This is a genomic window from Cytobacillus citreus (genome assembly GCF_018343665.1).
GTDB classification, from domain to species: Bacteria; Bacillota; Bacilli; order Bacillales; family Cytobacillaceae; genus Cytobacillus; species Cytobacillus citreus.
This window is the reverse complement of the sequence record NZ_JAGYPM010000002.1, coordinates 180,375-196,885: the sequence shown is the minus strand read 5'-3', so window position 1 is coordinate 196,885 and position 16,511 is coordinate 180,375. Positions and strand designations below refer to the sequence as shown.

Below are 16,511 nucleotides of genomic sequence, written 5' to 3'. Positions count from 1 at the left end.
AATCAAAAGTATTATAGTATAACATAAGGAGGTTTTTTCATGGCAAACTTTGATAAGCAAAAAATTGTTGAAAGCGTTCCCCAAAAAGGCTTCTTCGGTCATCCTAAAGGCCTATTTACATTATTCTTCACAGAGTTCTGGGAACGATTCTCTTATTATGGAATGAGGGCAATCCTTGTTTTCTATATGTACTATGAAGTCTCTCAAGGCGGTTTAGGGCTTGATAAGACTACTGCCCTTTCGATTATGTCCATCTATGGATCATTAGTATACATGTCTGGAATCATTGGCGGCTGGTTTGCTGACCGGGTTTTCGGAACGTCGAAAGCTGTTTTCTATGGCGGAATCTTAATCATGCTTGGTCATATTTGCTTAGCTATTCCCGGAAATGTCACACTATTCTTTATTTCTATGGTATTGATTGTGCTTGGTACGGGATTATTGAAACCAAATGTTTCAAGTGTTGTTGGTGAAATATATAGCGAAGAAGATAACAGACGCGATGCCGGATTCAGTATTTTCTACATGGGAATTAATCTTGGAGGATTCCTCTCTCCGTTAATTGTCGGAAGTGTGATGGATTATAGCTTCCACTTAGGCTTTGGTATTGCTGCAGTCGGAATGTTTTTTGGACTTTTAATTTTTGTTTTTACAAAGAAAAAAAACCTCGGCCTTGCCGGAACAATTGTCCACAATCCACTGTCACCTGCTGAGAAGAAAAAAGTATATACAATATTTGGAGCAGCTGTAGTTGTTCTTGCTATCCTCATTGGTATTGCCATTCCTACTGGTTATTTAACATTTGATAGCTTTATAGCGCTTGTCGGAATTTTAGGTATATTAATCCCAACTGCTTACTTTATTGTCATGTACCGCAGTCCAAAAACAACAGCTGTGGAGCGTTCAAGAATTATCGCTTATATCCCTCTGTTCATTGCAGCAGTTATGTTCTGGGTGATTCAAGAGCAAGGTGCAACCATCCTTGCCAGCTATGCGGATACACGTACACAATTAGAATTTGCAGGCATTGAAATTTCACCTGCTTGGTTCCAATCACTAAACTCATTTTTTATTATCATTTTTGCTCCTATGTTCGCATGGTTATGGGTGAAATTAGGGAAACGCCAGCCATCTGTTCCACAAAAGTTTTCATTAGGTCTATTGTTTGCTGGTTTATCATTCCTAGTCATTCTTTTACCAGCATACTTCGGCGGTGCTGATGCATTAGTAAGTCCACTATGGCTTGTTCTTAGCTATTTCATTGTTGTTCTAGGTGAATTATGCTTGTCCCCTGTTGGATTATCAGCTACAACTAAACTAGCACCTGCAGCATTCTCAGCGCAGACTATGAGCTTATGGTTCTTATCAAATGCTGCTGCACAGGCTATCAATGCACAACTTGTTAAATTCTATACGCCTGAAACAGAAATAATGTACTTTGGAATCATTGGCGGAGCGTCTATTGTGCTCTCCATCATCCTTTTCACATTAGCTCCAAAAATTCAACGTTTTATGAAGGGCGTTCAATAATATTACTTAAAGAAAATTCGCCGACTGGCGAGCCTTGGAAAGGCGAAGACAGAGGCGTAGTTGCACTTATCGCGCTCATACATGCCACGTCCTCCCAAAAGCTTCTCTTTTGGTCGTGCGATGTATCTCTGACGAAGCTTTCCTTATCCTGTGGCATTCGCCCGACTAGGACATCCTCGTAAAAGCTATCGCTTTTCCTTCGTGCGATGATAATCGCTATCGAAGCATTCCTTGTCCCGTCCGTCGTACTTAATTCCTAAAATTGGCAACTATGTCGAATCATCTTCTGCGTTGGCAATTTATACTTTCTTAAAGTGTTAAAAAGGACAGGCAACCCCTGTCCTTTTCTATTTTCTGCAGTAAGGCGTAAAAAGATAAAACTTTATCTTCTTATGCTCCTTATTCTATTAAATGTCTACTTCAGTCCCCACACCTGCTTGAATAGCTTTTTCATAAGCTGCAGCGGCAACCGCAAGGTCAAAATATGCTATACCAACTGATTTAAAAAATGTGATTTCATCTTCTGTTTCTCTGCTCGTAATTTGTCCAGTTATCAATTCTCCAAGCTCACCATGCAGGGCAGAAAAGCTCCACTCCCCAGCCTTTGCAGGAATAATGAAGTCACCAGCTTCATCCTTCACTCCTTCTATTGTATCGGTAACAATTTTTGAGCATTTCAAAAGCGTTTCGACATCTACTTCCTGCATATGCGGGAGATAGGAGCCTACTCCGTTAATATGTGTTCCCGGCTGCAATGCCTTCCCTGAAAAAACAGGGGTTTCGGAACGCGTGCTGCAGATGACAATTTCAGCTCTAGACACTGCCTCATCCGCTTCATCCATGATGATGATTTCACCTTCATACTCTGGACTTAAATATGCAATTCTTTTAGCAAAGGAATGGGCTTTATCTTTTGTCCTGTTAAATAGCATGATCGTCTTAATGTCACGAACCTCAAGCACCGCCTGAAGCTGCTCCTCTGCCATTGCCCCGCAGCCGATCACAGCAACGGTTGAGGCTGTCTCCTTCGCAAGGTACTTCGTTGCAATACCACTTGCTGCTCCAGTGCGCAGCCTAGTTAAATATGAAGCATTCATACAAGCAAGGTGATCTCCATTATTAGTGTCACTTAAAACAATCATTCCTTGTGTCGTTTTCTTTCCTAACGATGGATTATGCGGAAAAATGGTCACTACCTTTACCGCTGTTTTCCCAATTGGTTCCATTGCACTTGGCATATAGAGTGCAGATGCGCTTTTTTCAGGGAATTCAAGTACGGTTCTGTGCGGATTAAGAATTTTTCCCTCTACGTAGTTGGATAAGGCCTGTTCCAAATCATGAATCGCATCCTTCATCTTATATAAAGAGCGAATCTGTTTTTCTGATAATATAAGCATAGCGCGTTACCTTCCTTCTAGATTAAGGAACCGCTTCATTAGCGATTCCACTAATATTAAGCAGCTTCCGAGTCTAATTCCTCATTCTTGCGATCACGGACAGCTGCTACTGCAATAAGTGAAATAGCTGCAGCTAATATGATATATAGCGCGACCGGTACGTAAGAATTATCATAGGCTGCAAGCAGTGCTGTTGCTACAAGCGGTGCTGTACCGCCAGCTAATGCGGCTCCAATTTGATAGCCAAGGGAAATACCTGTATAGCGGACATTTGATTTAAAGATTTCGGAAAACATTGTTCCTAATACAGCTGTAATCGGCGCCCAAATGATGCCTAGTCCAAGTACTGTTGCAAGAATTAGCAAAGCAGCAGAACCTTGGTGAAGCAACCAGAAGTATGGGAAAGCATAGAGCATCATTAGAATGGTTCCACCAACATAAAGCTTTTTACGGCCTATTTTATCAGAGAGACTCCCCATCACTGGGATTAAGATTGTTGTCACAATCGTAGCAATTGTAACAGCACTTAACGTCGTAGCGCGTGAGAAGCCAAGCTGTGTCGTCGCATAGGAGACGATAAACGTTCCAAAGATATAGAATGGCGCCGTTTCCACCACTTTTGCTCCTACCGCAATCAAAACTTCCTTCCAGTGTGTGCGCATCGTCTCCAAAAATGGAATTTTTGTAATTTCCCCTTTTTCTTGAGCCTTTTTAAAGGATGGTGTTTCATCGATCCCTTTACGAATCCATAAGCCGAAAATAACAAGCAGAGCACTTAATATAAAAGGAACACGCCAGCCCCATGTCATAAATGTATCTTCAGGTAACAACGTCATGATCGAAAGCGCTAAAGTTCCAAGCAGCATCCCAATGGTTACACCCATCTGCGGTATACTTCCGAAGAACCCTCGTTTGTCTTTCGGAGCATATTCTACTGCAAGCAGAAGAGCGCCTCCCCATTCGCCTCCAAGTCCAATTCCTTGAATTAAACGTAAGAGAATAAGAAGTATGGGAGCAGCTACACCAATTGCTTCATAGGTCGGCAGAAAACCCATTAGTACAGTTGATCCCCCCATAAGAGATAGGGTTAGGACTAGTGTTTTTTTCCTTCCAATACGATCCCCGATATGACTAAATATCACCCCGCCAAGCGGGCGAATGAAAAAGGCCAGAGCAAAAGAAGCATAAGCTAACATAAGACCAACTGTTGGATCTTCACTATGGAAGAACATTTGATTAAATACAAGAGCAGCAACCGTTCCGTATAAAAAATAATCAAACCACTCTATTGAGCTTCCGATTAGACTAGCGATTAACACTTTTCTAGCAACCTTTTTATCCATATGTATCCCCTTTTCTTTATTACATCTTAACGGTTGCTCTACTACTTTACAATATTAAAATCTGACTATTTTAATATTTTAGTACATTGAACAAAAAGAAAAAGGAAATTCCCTGCCTTATTAACAATCTATTTTTCATCATATATTTCGTAAGCCATTTTCATAATTATTTCCTCATGCTGAGGGTATTGCTTGAGCAGCTGCTTCTGAGTAAACAATTCAAAGTCTTCAAAATCAAAGCCAGGTGATACCATGCAGCCAACTAAGGAAAATGAATCTAATTCCTGGACGGATGAACCAAAAATTGTATTTTTCGAAATTAATGCTTGAGGGACTTCTCCATTATCCAAATTTAATCCTAATTTATATTCCTTATATTCCCCTTGTTCATCAATAACATGAATCGTTAAAGGACTCCCCCCATGAAAATACCAGAGTTCATCTGACTTCAATCGATGGAAATGGGAGATGTCCTCAGATCGCAACAGAAAATAAATACTCGTATAGAGCTTTCGTTCCTTTCCTTTTCCTAGCTCTGTTTTCCCTTCAGCTTCATACGTCCGTTTATAATAACCGCCCTCAGGATGAGGAGTCAGCCCTAGCTTCGAGATCCAAGCTTGAGGATTCATAGTTTGCATTTTCAATTTCCTTTCATCTTTACGTTTTGGGTACTTCTTTTCTTTTCAAAATATTAAAGCCTAGAAGAATAGAGGTCAATTTAATAAAGCAAAAAAAGAACAAAACTACTAGTCTTTATCGTATTATTTTCCATAATTATGTATAATCTACATATCAGAAAATTTAGTATTTATTATATATTGGGAGAGATGACAATGAGAACGAACACCATTCAAAAGGTCGGACAAATTGGCGTACCCGTTAAAGACTTAGAAAAAGCTATTAGTTTTTATAAAAATCAGCTGGGTCTCCCGCTTCTTTTCAGTACAGACAGTATGGCATTCTTTGAGTGCAATGGGCTTAGACTGCTTCTAAGCCTGCCTGAAAAAGAGGAATTTGCTCACTCAAGCTCCGTTATTTATTTTCAAGTTGAAAATATTAAAAAAGCTTATGAGGATCTTATCGATAAGGGAGTTAGCTTCATCGATGAACCACATGTTGTTGCCAAAATAGGTGATACAGAAACGTGGATGACCTTCTTTAAGGACTCAGAAGACAATACGCATGCTCTCTTATGTGAAGTGCAAATATAGGATTTTCCCTTGTAATCAAATGAATTTTCAGTTATATTGTATACAATTAAATACTTTCTTATTTCAAGATCATTTGAAGTGAGGATAGAGGTGCAAAAACCATCAGTACATAACCGGAGGATAATGAGGTCCTAGGATGATTATGGAAAGGGGAATTTGCCGAAGCTTTTTTAGAATCTCATGTTCTTAAAGCTGGGTCTGTGTTGAATAAATGCAGAACTGTCATATAGGAAACTATATGGAGGGCTATCGCACAGGAAACGATTATTGTTATGATATTGTTTCTACTGCAGCAGCGAATCCCTCGTTGCTGCTTTTTGCGTTCCGTTTCGAGCGGCCCTATCACCTCTATTTTTAAAAAATTTAAAAAAGGGTGTGAAGTAATGAATTTTGGCCAAGTTTTAACAGCCATGGTTACCCCATTCGATCAAAATGGGGAGATTGATTTTCAAGCTACTCGGAATTTAGTGGATTATTTAATTGAAAATGGTTCAGATGGATTGGTTGTGGCAGGGACAACTGGGGAGTCTCCAACCCTAACGGTGGAAGAGAAAGTTGAATTATTCAAATTTGTTGTAGAGGCTGCCAATGGAAGAGTACCAGTTATTGCAGGAACAGGATCAAATAATACTAGAGCATCAATCAGCTTAACAAAGCAAGCAGAGGAAGCTTGCGTTGATGGAATTATGCTCGTAGCTCCATATTATAACAAGCCGTCTCAAGAGGGATTATTCCAGCACTTTAAAGCGATTTCCGAATCAACAACCTTACCTATCATGCTTTACAATATTCCAGGCCGAAGCGTAGTGAACATATCAGTAGAGACAATTGTTAGACTATCAGAGATTGAAAATATTGTAGCTGTAAAAGAAGCGAGCGGCGACTTAGATGCCATGGCACAAATCATTAGCAATACAGAAGATGACTTTACGCTATACTGTGGTGATGATGGATTAACATTACCAGTTCTAGCAATTGGCGGAGCAGGAATTGTTTCTGTTTCTTCACACATTATCGGAAACGAAATGCAAGAAATGATCAATCAGTTTAAAAACGGGGATGTCCAACGTGCGGCATCAACCCATCTCAGCCTTCTCCCGATTATGAAAGCATTATTTTCAGCCCCTAGCCCATCACCGGTAAAAGCAGCTTTAAATATGCGGGGAATACATGCTGGTGGTGTTCGATTGCCATTGGTTCCATTAAACAATGAGGAAAAAAGAACACTTGAGCAAGCACTGCAGCTGATTCTAACTAGCGATCAAAAACTTGTTAATATATAGTTCAATAACCTAAAAAAATTAAAGCCGGAGAGCTTGGCCTATTCTCTCCGGCTTTTTAATATACCCTATCATGTGATCCATTCTTGAAGATAAATGAATGGCTATTTTTGTAAGCTCCACAAGATAAGAAATATTCTTTTATTCTACTTATTCATTTTAGCAAGAAAATCGCCCAGCAGGTCATCTAAATCATGTTCTGTTTCGTCATTTTCTTCATCTGCAATAGGAGGCTGAGAATGTTTTGCGTTATCCCAATCAAATGTATCTAAATCATCATTCACTATGTCTATATCCGAGTCTGAAGCTGTCTCTTCAATAAATTTTGATTGGCTGTCAACATAGGAAGCTGCAGCTTCCTGATCGTTTATTGCTGTCTCTTCTTGAAGATACAATGCCTCATTTATATCTAAAGAGTTACTATTTAATGAAGCTAGTAATGAAACAGATCGAATGGGGTCAGTTAACAGCTGATAAATAATATTGCCAAGCAAAGCCTCTGAATGTTCATGCTTTAACCAATCCCGCTGGGATTTATTTAATCTATGGGGGAGGGGAATTGTGATCGTTTCCCTTTCCCTTGAATAAGATTTCCCGACTCCTTGCAGGACAAAATCAGCAATTTTGCTTGAGAAATTTCTTCTTTCTGTTTCCTTTAGCTTTTGCAGATGCTTTAATAAATGGTCAGGTGTATCAGAAGGGACGCGAAAAGAAATGGCTTGCCCCCTCTTAATATGACCCGATTTAGACTTATCCATAGAATCACCTTAGCTCTTAACAGGCTCTTTGACCGCTTTCGGCTTCTCTGTTTTCCTTACAAAATCGGTAATTAACTTATAATAAGCATTGGCCATCATCCAAATACTTTCTTTTTCATCTTCAAAAAAATCAATATTATAGCCATCTAAATTATTATTTAATGTTTTAATATATTCTTTTAGAACAGCAGCTCCTCCGCCTACAAAATAGCAGATTTCAGTTTGGGAGTTTTTCTGCCATACATTTCGCAGCAACCGATATTGTTTTTTTGCTAAATCAAGAAGGATTCGATCTGTAATATCATGAACGCTTGTCCGACTGCCTTTAACCATAATATGATTACGGTCATTTTTTTTCGTAATAATTTCAACAACATCTCTGCGGCTATCTAATTCAACACCATGCTTGGATCTGATTTCTTCTCTTATCGATTCCAATGATTCCGATACTCCGAGATTAAACCCTTGTGCCTTATCATCATCGACATTTCGATTCTTAATGACCGCGATATCCGTTGATAAGCCTCCAATATCTTGAATGATAATCCTTTTATCAATAAAATCTTTATTAATAATCTTGAGTTGATTGTCCATCACAAGGTTAATATAGGCCGCAAAGCCTTCAGGGTACACCTTTACTTCGCCAAATTTTATATTCACTTTAAGTCCTTGGTACTTTGGTGTAACTAGAAATTCAACCTGATGGACGGAGCCCATTAATTTCGAACGATATCCCGCGTCCTTGCCTTCCTTTACTTCACGAAGAGGAAGTCCAGTTCCTAGTGTATAGTTGGCATCAATCACATTTTTCGTCCGTTGGAAGATGTCCTTATTTTCCTCCCTTACCGCATCTAATGCCAATGTGGCAAAGAGCATAACTAATGTCTGATCTTCCTCAGACTTACTGCTGCCTGGATCAAGCTCTGCAGCATTATTGCTTTTTGCAGCTAGCATACCGATTCGATATACCACGTTATTCTCTTTCAATGCTGGTGAGTGCACCTTGATATGAATACCATCTAGTGGATTTTTACTATCTAGCTCTTCAATTCCGATTACGGGACGATCTTCTGTATCCCTTGCGACAATGTTAGGAATATTTAATTCGTAATCTAATTCCCCAAAAATAGACTTAACTGAGTCATTTCCTACATCAATAGCTGCAATTCTGGATTTTGTCATAAATACATCCTTCTCCTCGATCAATAACTTATTTTTATTAATGGCTATTTTAAACTTCCTGTTGATTTCCGCTGCAGGCACTAAAGCGTAGCGGGCGGTCCGAAAGCCTCCTCGTCGAAGAGCGCTCCTGCGGGGTCTCCCTTTGACTCGCTTCTCCCGCAGGACATTGAATAATCTTCACCGAATAATCACCGCACGAAGGAAATGCGAATGCATTTCCGAGGAGCTCGCGCCTGTAGCGAAAATCAACAACAAAATAGCATTTTCAACACTAAGAAGTAACACAACAGCCTTATTAATAGTTATGTATGTTGTGTGTTTCTATATCAAGATTAAAGGTGCTGAATACATTCTTCAATAATACCAGCCGAAATAAAATCAAACTGTAAATCTGTAAACAACTTGTAAACTTTCAGTCGTTTTGTAAACAATTCGTATGCATTAATGACAAATTTGTACACATATTGATACATAAAGAAGTAAACGTGTTTGTACACACGTAAACGAATATGTACACAACTTGTTTACTTTTTGTGTACACGTAAGCGTTTTTGTAAACATACGAAAATGCTGCTGAATTCGCACACCAGTTTTCCTGACTTTTGCAGTTAAAGTGAATAAAAAACAGCCTTGAACCCGTATGAATGCTAGGTTCAAGGCTGTTTTTGTTTGTCATAAAGTTGTAGTGTAAATCACCCTTTTTTGACCGCCCCTAAAATATTTTAATTTCTCCTAATGACAAGCATTTTTTCCCCAAATCGATTCTTAATTCCTTCTCGATATCGGCCAGTACTTCATCATAATGATCAAACAGATAATAATTTTCCTGTATATGGATGCAGGAAGCCTTTCTGAGGATATCGAGCACGGCGGTAACTGAATGCTTTCCCTTCAATCGGTGCTCTAATAATCATGCGATGACAAGCGAGATAAAGCAGGTAAGGAAATGAGCTTCGATGTGTTCTTGTCTTGAAAGATAGACTGGTCGGCTTTCTAAATCACTTTTCATTACCTTGAAAGATTCTTCAATTTTCCACAGTCCTCTGTATAGTTCTACAATTCGTTCGTCTGATTAGATGACCTGTTTTTCATCCACTGTCTTTTTGATCTTTTTTCCACTTTTTGTGGTAAGCGTAATCTCTCTTGGATAGAGTCTCGATTTAATTTTGAAATCCTCCCCGATGGAATGGTAACCGTTCTGGTCAAGGACATAATCTTTGAACTTCTTGTTGGCTCCTCGGATTGAATAGCTTAAGATATAGCCGTTTTGGCAGAAAGCCTATACCAGATGTTGTCTCCTGTAGTCATGCCTTTATCTGCGATAACAATTATTTTACTAAGTGAAAAGTTGCGCTGTATGTTTCCAAGCATCGGGATCAGGGTTTGTTTATCAAGCGTATTTCCAGAATAAAGCCCATACGTAACGGGAATGCCATCCGTATCCATGAATAATCCTATCTGCACGATTGGGTTGGTGCGGTGTTCTTTAGAAACCCCTTTTCTTTTTAATTCATCCTGTTCATCAATTTCAAAATAATAATTCGTCACATCATAGTAGACGAGACTTGTGTTACGACCTTGTTGTTCCGTTATTCGTTCTTGAATTCATAGTTGAAGTGCATCCTTATGTGTTGCTTTAAAATAAAGTTTGATCAAATTGATACTAACAACCTTGATAAACGATCATAGAAAAGAGCGTGTTTTGAAAAAAAGATTGATCAAAACACGCTCTTAATATTTTCAGTTGGTTCATTCTTTTATAAAAAAGTTTGATCATTTCCTATCTATGTCTTCCACAATCGCGCCCGATTGTGGAAGACGTTATTTAGGTATGGTTTCCGTCAGTGCGACAAGCATTAAGCTATGTCTATTAATTGTCTTGGGGATATTAACGTTCAGAGCATTTGCTCCAATCGAATCGTTTTATTTTAAACCTTTTTGCCTTCTTTTCATCTACTTTCATAACAACCCAGACTTCACCCATCTTGTGTAACTTTTTTTATGACATTGCTTCCGTCGGTTCTTTTATAAAGAAAATAACCTTCTGTTCCTTCCAAGCCATTCTTTAAGAATAATCGCCTTGTGCCACTACTGGTACCGACAAATAAAGACTGTAATGAAAGCTTGTCAGAATGGTCATTAAGATTTTCACCTACTTTCAACATCAAATCATCATATATAATTTCTTGGTACCCTGATAAATCAAGGTTAAAGCCTTTAACTATATCCTTTAACACCTTCCTATCAAATTCTTCCCACTTTTTTCTGTATTCTTCTATACAAACGTCCTTAGGTGGCTTTTCGCCCTTGGAATTGGCAAGCACAACTGTGTTCTCTAAGTTATTGCTAATAATAAAAAGCTCACTAAAACCAAGACAAACTATGAATAGCATACTTATAATAACCTTTTTCAATTTAACATACCTCCCTTTATTATAGGTATGCTTATGCTACCGTATGTTTATGCAACAATATTGCCCTTAACATAAAGAAAGAGCGTAATTCTTGCTGCAGAATTGCGCCCGATTCTGGAATAAGTTAAATCATTTTAATGTGGAAACCAGAAATAGTAACTTAATATTAAAATGCTTATTATCAATATGATTTCAAAATGTTTTCCTCTTGTTTTTTCGGCAGAGTAACTTCCACCAAAGAAGAAATACAGTGAACCAAGAATAAAAATTATATACGCTATTATTTTTAGAAAAAAGTCCATTGTACCTCCTAATTTCCTTTTTTATCAATTTATGCGAAAATCTTATTCTAATGTCCTTCTTAAAGAAACTGGCCCGTTTGCTGAACAAGAGAAAATCCTGGAATACAGGATTTTTGATCAAACTTTTTTATAAATTATCAATCTTTATTATAAATTATCGAACTTTATTTCAAAACTACATTATGCTTATTAAAAAAAGATAGACAGCCATAGAGACATCTAATGAGAAATCTGTTTTCTCAAAGAATAGACCTTTGTTGTCATATGTTTTCTTTTTGAATGCGGGATAAAGCAAACGTGCAAACACAAACAGTTTCATAATGCTGTTGGTATCGTGATCATTTTTGGTATGGTGCTGCCTGTTATTCAAAAAGGTATGAAGGCCAAGTTCGTGATAGATTTTGCTCAGCGCCGCATAACCCAAATTTTTACGGTTTATAGTATCTGTCTGAATGCGTTCCGCTTTGTCTATGGTAAAAGTAATCGGAGAACGATCCGTATCCTGTTGTGCATTCATTTGTTTGACTTTTTCTTAAAAAAAAGCAATTGGATTATCGTATTGTTTTTCCATTTCATCAAGGTAGCCAAGAGATTCAGTTGTTTTTCCTCTGGTTTTTTTGGTTGCCTTATCACGGTAACTAATAGATAAATATGTTCGTCCCGTTTTTTTATTTTTCATTTTCCGAAGAAACATACAATCTTTCCTCACAATATCAAAAGCTACGAAAAACTAATACCTTACCATATTACCTTGTTAAACTACATAAATTTTTACATAAAAATAAAATAAAAATACTCGAAGCCAATAATAGTATCAACGGCTTCGAGTTATCTAATTATAATAAGCACTGCAAAATTAGGATATCAAGGTTAAAGGTGCTGAATACATTCTTCAATAATACCAGCCGAAATAAAATCAAACTGTTAATCTGTAAACAATCCGTATACACACATGACAATTCTGTACACATGCTGATATAAAAAGAAGTAAACGTTTTTGTATACACGTAAACGAATACGTGTACAACTTGTTTACTTTTCGTGTACATGTAAACGTTTTTGTAAACGCGCGAAAATGATACTGAATTCGCTCACCCGTTTTCTTTTGATCTTTGTTTTGCAACGGCTGGAGCATTATCTTCAAAAGGATTAAGTACAGCTTCACCAGAGGTTTCCGTTTTTCACAGAACTATATTTGACAACTCGAGGAAAATCATCGCTCACATCGAGCATTTTAAAATTGGTCATGATATGTTTTCAGGCATGTACCCAATCAAGAAATTAGACTTAATCATTACTGACGAAGAAACAACGCAAGAAAATCTTGATATGATTAAAGCACAAGGAGTAAATATAATTGTAGCTTTAAACGAAAAGAATTATATTTATCGTTCATTTTGAAATGGATAACTGCCTTATCTAGCACTGTTCAAAATTCAATGAATGCAATGAAAGATAGGCAGCTACAATTAAATTATTTCCAATTAAGGCTGGCAGCACAAATTCCCCTCACCTTTTTCTAGTGCAGACTTCAGGCTGCCTAGAACACCTGACCAGGCCATTTGATGCCAATTAAATGCTTCTAACCATCTCTCATCATCCTTAAACCCTGAATGCTCCACGATCACTTTCGTCGAGTCTTCGTTAATTGTTTCAAAATGTATCGTTACTTTCGTTAATTCATTTTCATGATTCATGATGTCAGTGAATTGGTCAGGTCCCTTCCACGTGAACTGCAGTTCTTTTTCCGCAACAAATCTCGTTATCTTGCATCCTTTTGTATTCATTCCTATTTTGTTTCCTGGGACGAAATATAAATTTATTGGAAAATAATCAAATCTAGATAGATTTTACACCAACCATACATCTTCCTCATATAAAATAATTTTCTATAAAAGTCATTTTATTAAATAGAAAGAGATTTATCCGTTTCCACGCTTTCATCACTATCCTGATAACTGGAGACTTTTCTTGTATCATTTGTAAATAAGATCAAAATAAGAGAAATAGTTACCCCTGCCATCATGAATCCTCCAAAAACCCAAGGGGATGGACCATACGCTTCAGCCATGGATGTCCAGAGCATTGGCCCGAAGCCAACAATCGCAGCTGCAATTTGATAGCCGACGGATAATCCAGTGTAACGGACTTTAGCAGGGAATAGTTCTGAGAATAATGTTCCTTGTGTGGAAAAAATAGCTGCCCAGATGACCCCTAACATGGCGGCCTGGAAGAAGTAAAGCCATGCCGGACTCTCACCAACCATGGTGAAATAAGGAATCGCCAATAGAAACATAAGAATTAACCCAGCTGTATAGATTGTTTTTCTTCCAATAAAATCGGATAGGTAGCCTACCACAGGAATGGTAATAATCATCGTCGCACAGCCAATTGTCAAAGCAGTTAAGGCTATATCCCTTGAATAGCCTAAATACATGGTAGAAAATACAAGAACAAAGGACATGAGGAATACATTAAAAAATCCGTCTCCAAGCTTTAGGCCAATAACTTGAAGGACCGTTTTCCAATTAGAACGAAATGTTTCAAAGAATGGGACTTTTGCAAGATCGCCGCTTTCTTTTTGCTGCTGAAAAGCCGGTGTTTCATCGATGCCATTTCGGATCCATAATGCCAGGGCAACCAGCACAATACTCAGAAGGAACGGTATTCTCCAGCCCCATGCCAAAAACTGTTCATCGGTCGTTAAGGAACTGATTAATGTTAAACTGAAGGATCCTGCCACAAGCCCTAATGGAACACCTAATTGGGGAATGGAACCGTAGAGCCCCCGAACTCCTTTTGGCGCATATTCAGTGGCCAGCAAAACAGCTCCTCCCCATTCACCTCCAAGGGAAATGCCTTGTATGAGTCTAAGCAAAACCAGCAGAATAGGTGCAAACAACCCAATTTGGGCATATGTAGGCAGTAGACCAATGAGAAAAGAGCTTCCTCCCATCCCGATCAGAGTGAGCATTAGCGCGGCCTTCCGTCCGATTTTATCGCCCATGTGGCCGAAAATGATACTTCCGATTGGTCTTGCTGCATAACCAGCTCCAAATGTTGCAAAGGCAATCAGCAAAGAAATGGCAGGATCATGATTAGGAAAAAAAAGATATGAAAATACTAGACCTGTTGCCGTCCCATATAGATAAAAGTCATACCATTCAATGACAGAACCAACAAGACTGGCCATCAGTATGCGGCTTTTTTTCATAGAACCTACTCCCTTTTTAAAGTATCTTTTATTATCTTAAAAGCATACACAAAGCTATTTTTCTATGAAATACGATTACATTGCTCCAAATGCTGTTTTCTTATCATATTTTTTTGGATTTTACCAACGGATGTACGCGGAAAGTCTTCCACAAAATGAATGGAGTCTGGAACTTTGAATTTCGCCAGCCGTTCACCGCAGTAGGATAATAATTCTTCGCACGTTACTTCAAAACCATCCTTTACAATAACATAGGCAATAATGGCCTCATCGCGGATGTCGTCCGGTACCCCAATAACAGCAGATTCATAAACAGCCGGATGATCAGCCAGGACACTCTCCACTTCATTGGCTGCTACATTTTCCCCTGCACGCTTGATCATATCCTTTATTCGATCGACAAAATAAAAATAACCGTCTTCTCCGATCCTTGCATTGTCGCCGGTATAAAGCCAGCCCTCTCTTAATGCTTCTGCTGTTGCTGAAGGATTTTTAAAGTAATCTTTCATCAATGTCCGGCCGGGTACTCCTTTAACTGTAATTTGGCCAACCTGCCCTTCAGGGACTTCATGCCCATCCTCATCCGTTATTTTTACTTCATAGCCAAGAGTCGGCTTGCCAATACTCATATTTTTCCGGACTCCATCAATTGGGTTCATTAATGGAACACCAATTGTTTCTGTCATTCCATACATTTGAAGCAGCGGAACACCATATTGGCTCTCGAATATTTCAACTTGATCCTCCGCAACACTTTGGGCATACCAAATGACCCTCATCGAATTTTTACTGTCAGCAGGATCGTATTTCTGTGCTAGGATCATCCTAATTGGTGCAGCAAAGAGCGATCCTACTGTTGCACCGAGATTGATTGCCTGTTTGAAGTAGCGGGATGCACTGAATTTTTCTGTAATCGCCATACTCGCCCCCACTGTTAACGCCGACATTGCAGAGTAATACTGGGCATTTCCATGGAATAGCGGCAGCACGATTAATTGTCTGTCCTCAGGGGCTAAACGAATGGACTTAGACATCACCTCTCCTGCAAACAGATAGTTCGCATGAGTCACTTGCACGCCTTTTGGCTTGGAGGTTGTGCCAGAAGTATAAAGCATAGCAGCCACATCTCCAGCATTTAAAGGAACATCAGGGACTAAAGCTTCTGCACCTTCTTTCAAATGCTTCAAACTTTGATGCTTGTATTCCTCCCCTTCGTATCTGGCAAGAAGAATTTCCTGAAGGTTAGGGAGTCTGTCACGAATTTTATTAAATTTTGCCAAATACTCCTCTTCAGTAATCAATAATACTGAATCAGAATGGCCTATCACATATTCCATTTCATCTGATGTTGATAAGATATTGGTCGGAACCATGATTGCACCAATATTTGCAAGAGCAAACCATGAGGTCATAAATTCAATACTGTTAGGCAGGTGCAGGGTAACATGCTTTCCTTTTGTTACTCCAAGCTTGAGGAAAGACTGACTTAAACGTTTCACTTGATCTGCAAACTGGCGGTAGGTTAATTCATGTACTTTTTGTTTACGATCTTCGAAGAGGATAAAGGTCTTATCCGGATACATTTCGACTTTTTCGCTTAACAATTCACGCAAGGTTTTATTACCGACAATTTCCAAACAGTATGCCTCCTTTTTCTTTTTAAAAGGCTCTTTTCTTATAGATTGTTGTTCTAGCTAATAAATTTAACCCGTTGATTTCCGCTGCTGGTACTCGCTTTCCGCGGGGCTGCCGGGAGCCTCCTCAACGCTCTGCGTCTGCAGGGTCTCCCTTGGTTACGCTACAAACGTAGGGGTCTCGCGCCTTCCGCTCCAACCAACTCAGTGGTTAAACTTGGCTAATCGCCTGAAAGCAACAACTTT

Annotated in this window: 12 protein-coding genes, 3 pseudogenes and 1 riboswitch; of the genes and pseudogenes, 4 read left to right on the top strand and 11 right to left on the bottom strand. The window is 38.8% G+C overall.

The window, feature by feature from the left end:
* Positions 1–39: 39 nt before the first annotated feature.
* Complete coding sequence (locus KHA94_RS07190; RefSeq protein ID WP_213101481.1) at positions 40–1,530, top strand: peptide MFS transporter; 1,491 nt, start codon at positions 40–42, stop codon at positions 1,528–1,530.
* 407 nt (positions 1,531–1,937) lie between these two features.
* On the opposite strand, the gene KHA94_RS07185 is transcribed toward KHA94_RS07190, so the two are convergent.
* From KHA94_RS07185 to KHA94_RS07175, 3 genes are all read right to left on the bottom strand, one after another.
* On the bottom strand, positions 1,938–2,927 hold the full coding sequence (locus KHA94_RS07185; RefSeq protein WP_213101480.1) for an ornithine cyclodeaminase family protein: 990 nt from the start codon (positions 2,925–2,927) through the stop codon (positions 1,938–1,940).
* 56 nt (positions 2,928–2,983) lie between these two features.
* Positions 2,984–4,270, bottom strand: a complete 1,287-nt coding sequence (locus KHA94_RS07180) for an MFS transporter (RefSeq protein WP_213101479.1) — start codon at positions 4,268–4,270, stop codon at positions 2,984–2,986.
* Positions 4,271–4,398: 128 nt separating this feature from the next.
* Complete coding sequence (locus tag KHA94_RS07175; protein ID WP_213101478.1) at positions 4,399–4,908, bottom strand: cupin domain-containing protein; 510 nt, start codon at positions 4,906–4,908, stop codon at positions 4,399–4,401.
* 195 nt (positions 4,909–5,103) lie between these two features.
* Between KHA94_RS07175 and KHA94_RS07170 the strand changes: the two genes are divergently transcribed.
* Both KHA94_RS07170 and dapA read left to right on the top strand, forming a co-directional pair.
* Positions 5,104–5,481 carry a VOC family protein gene (locus KHA94_RS07170; RefSeq protein ID WP_213101477.1) on the top strand — a complete coding sequence of 126 codons (378 nt, stop codon included), beginning with the start codon at positions 5,104–5,106 and terminating at the stop codon, positions 5,479–5,481.
* A gap of 77 nt (positions 5,482–5,558) precedes the next feature.
* A riboswitch (Lysine riboswitch) is annotated at positions 5,559–5,738 on the top strand.
* Between the two features lie 126 nt (positions 5,739–5,864).
* Positions 5,865–6,764 carry a 4-hydroxy-tetrahydrodipicolinate synthase gene (dapA, locus tag KHA94_RS07165; RefSeq protein WP_213101476.1) on the top strand — a complete coding sequence of 300 codons (900 nt, stop codon included), beginning with the start codon at positions 5,865–5,867 and terminating at the stop codon, positions 6,762–6,764.
* A 143-nt stretch (positions 6,765–6,907) separates the two neighbouring features.
* Here the strand turns inward: dapA and KHA94_RS07160 are convergent, their stop codons facing one another.
* From KHA94_RS07160 to KHA94_RS26625, 5 genes and pseudogenes are all read right to left on the bottom strand, one after another.
* On the bottom strand, positions 6,908–7,519 hold the full coding sequence (locus KHA94_RS07160) for a hypothetical protein (protein ID WP_213101475.1): 612 nt from the start codon (positions 7,517–7,519) through the stop codon (positions 6,908–6,910).
* 9 nt (positions 7,520–7,528) lie between these two features.
* Positions 7,529–8,701, bottom strand: coding sequence for a ParM/StbA family protein (locus KHA94_RS07155; protein ID WP_213101474.1), 1,173 nt, complete (start codon positions 8,699–8,701; stop codon positions 7,529–7,531).
* A gap of 692 nt (positions 8,702–9,393) precedes the next feature.
* Positions 9,394–10,348 (bottom strand): annotated as a pseudogene (locus KHA94_RS26630) (IS1634 family transposase); the annotation flags it as partial.
* Between the two features lie 329 nt (positions 10,349–10,677).
* A complete protein-coding gene (locus tag KHA94_RS07145; protein WP_249365392.1) occupies positions 10,678–11,115 on the bottom strand; it encodes a hypothetical protein in 438 nt (145 codons plus the stop codon).
* A 469-nt stretch (positions 11,116–11,584) separates the two neighbouring features.
* Positions 11,585–12,111: pseudogene (locus KHA94_RS26625) on the bottom strand (IS1634 family transposase); the annotation flags it as partial.
* A 395-nt stretch (positions 12,112–12,506) separates the two neighbouring features.
* Between KHA94_RS26625 and KHA94_RS26620 the strand changes: the two are divergent.
* Positions 12,507–12,818: pseudogene (locus tag KHA94_RS26620) on the top strand (DeoR/GlpR family DNA-binding transcription regulator); the annotation flags it as partial.
* Between the two features lie 83 nt (positions 12,819–12,901).
* Here the strand turns inward: KHA94_RS26620 and KHA94_RS07125 are convergent.
* The 3 genes from KHA94_RS07125 to KHA94_RS07115 all read right to left on the bottom strand — a co-directional run bounded on the left by KHA94_RS07125 (position 12,902) and on the right by KHA94_RS07115 (position 16,268).
* Positions 12,902–13,204, bottom strand: coding sequence for an SRPBCC family protein (locus KHA94_RS07125; protein WP_213101471.1), 303 nt, complete (start codon positions 13,202–13,204; stop codon positions 12,902–12,904).
* A 119-nt stretch (positions 13,205–13,323) separates the two neighbouring features.
* A complete protein-coding gene (locus tag KHA94_RS07120) occupies positions 13,324–14,631 on the bottom strand; it encodes an MFS transporter (protein ID WP_213101470.1) in 1,308 nt (435 codons plus the stop codon).
* A gap of 62 nt (positions 14,632–14,693) precedes the next feature.
* Positions 14,694–16,268 (bottom strand): AMP-binding protein, encoded by a 1,575-nt coding sequence (locus tag KHA94_RS07115; RefSeq protein WP_213101469.1) that lies wholly within the window; start codon positions 16,266–16,268, stop codon positions 14,694–14,696.
* Positions 16,269–16,511 lie beyond the last annotated feature (243 nt).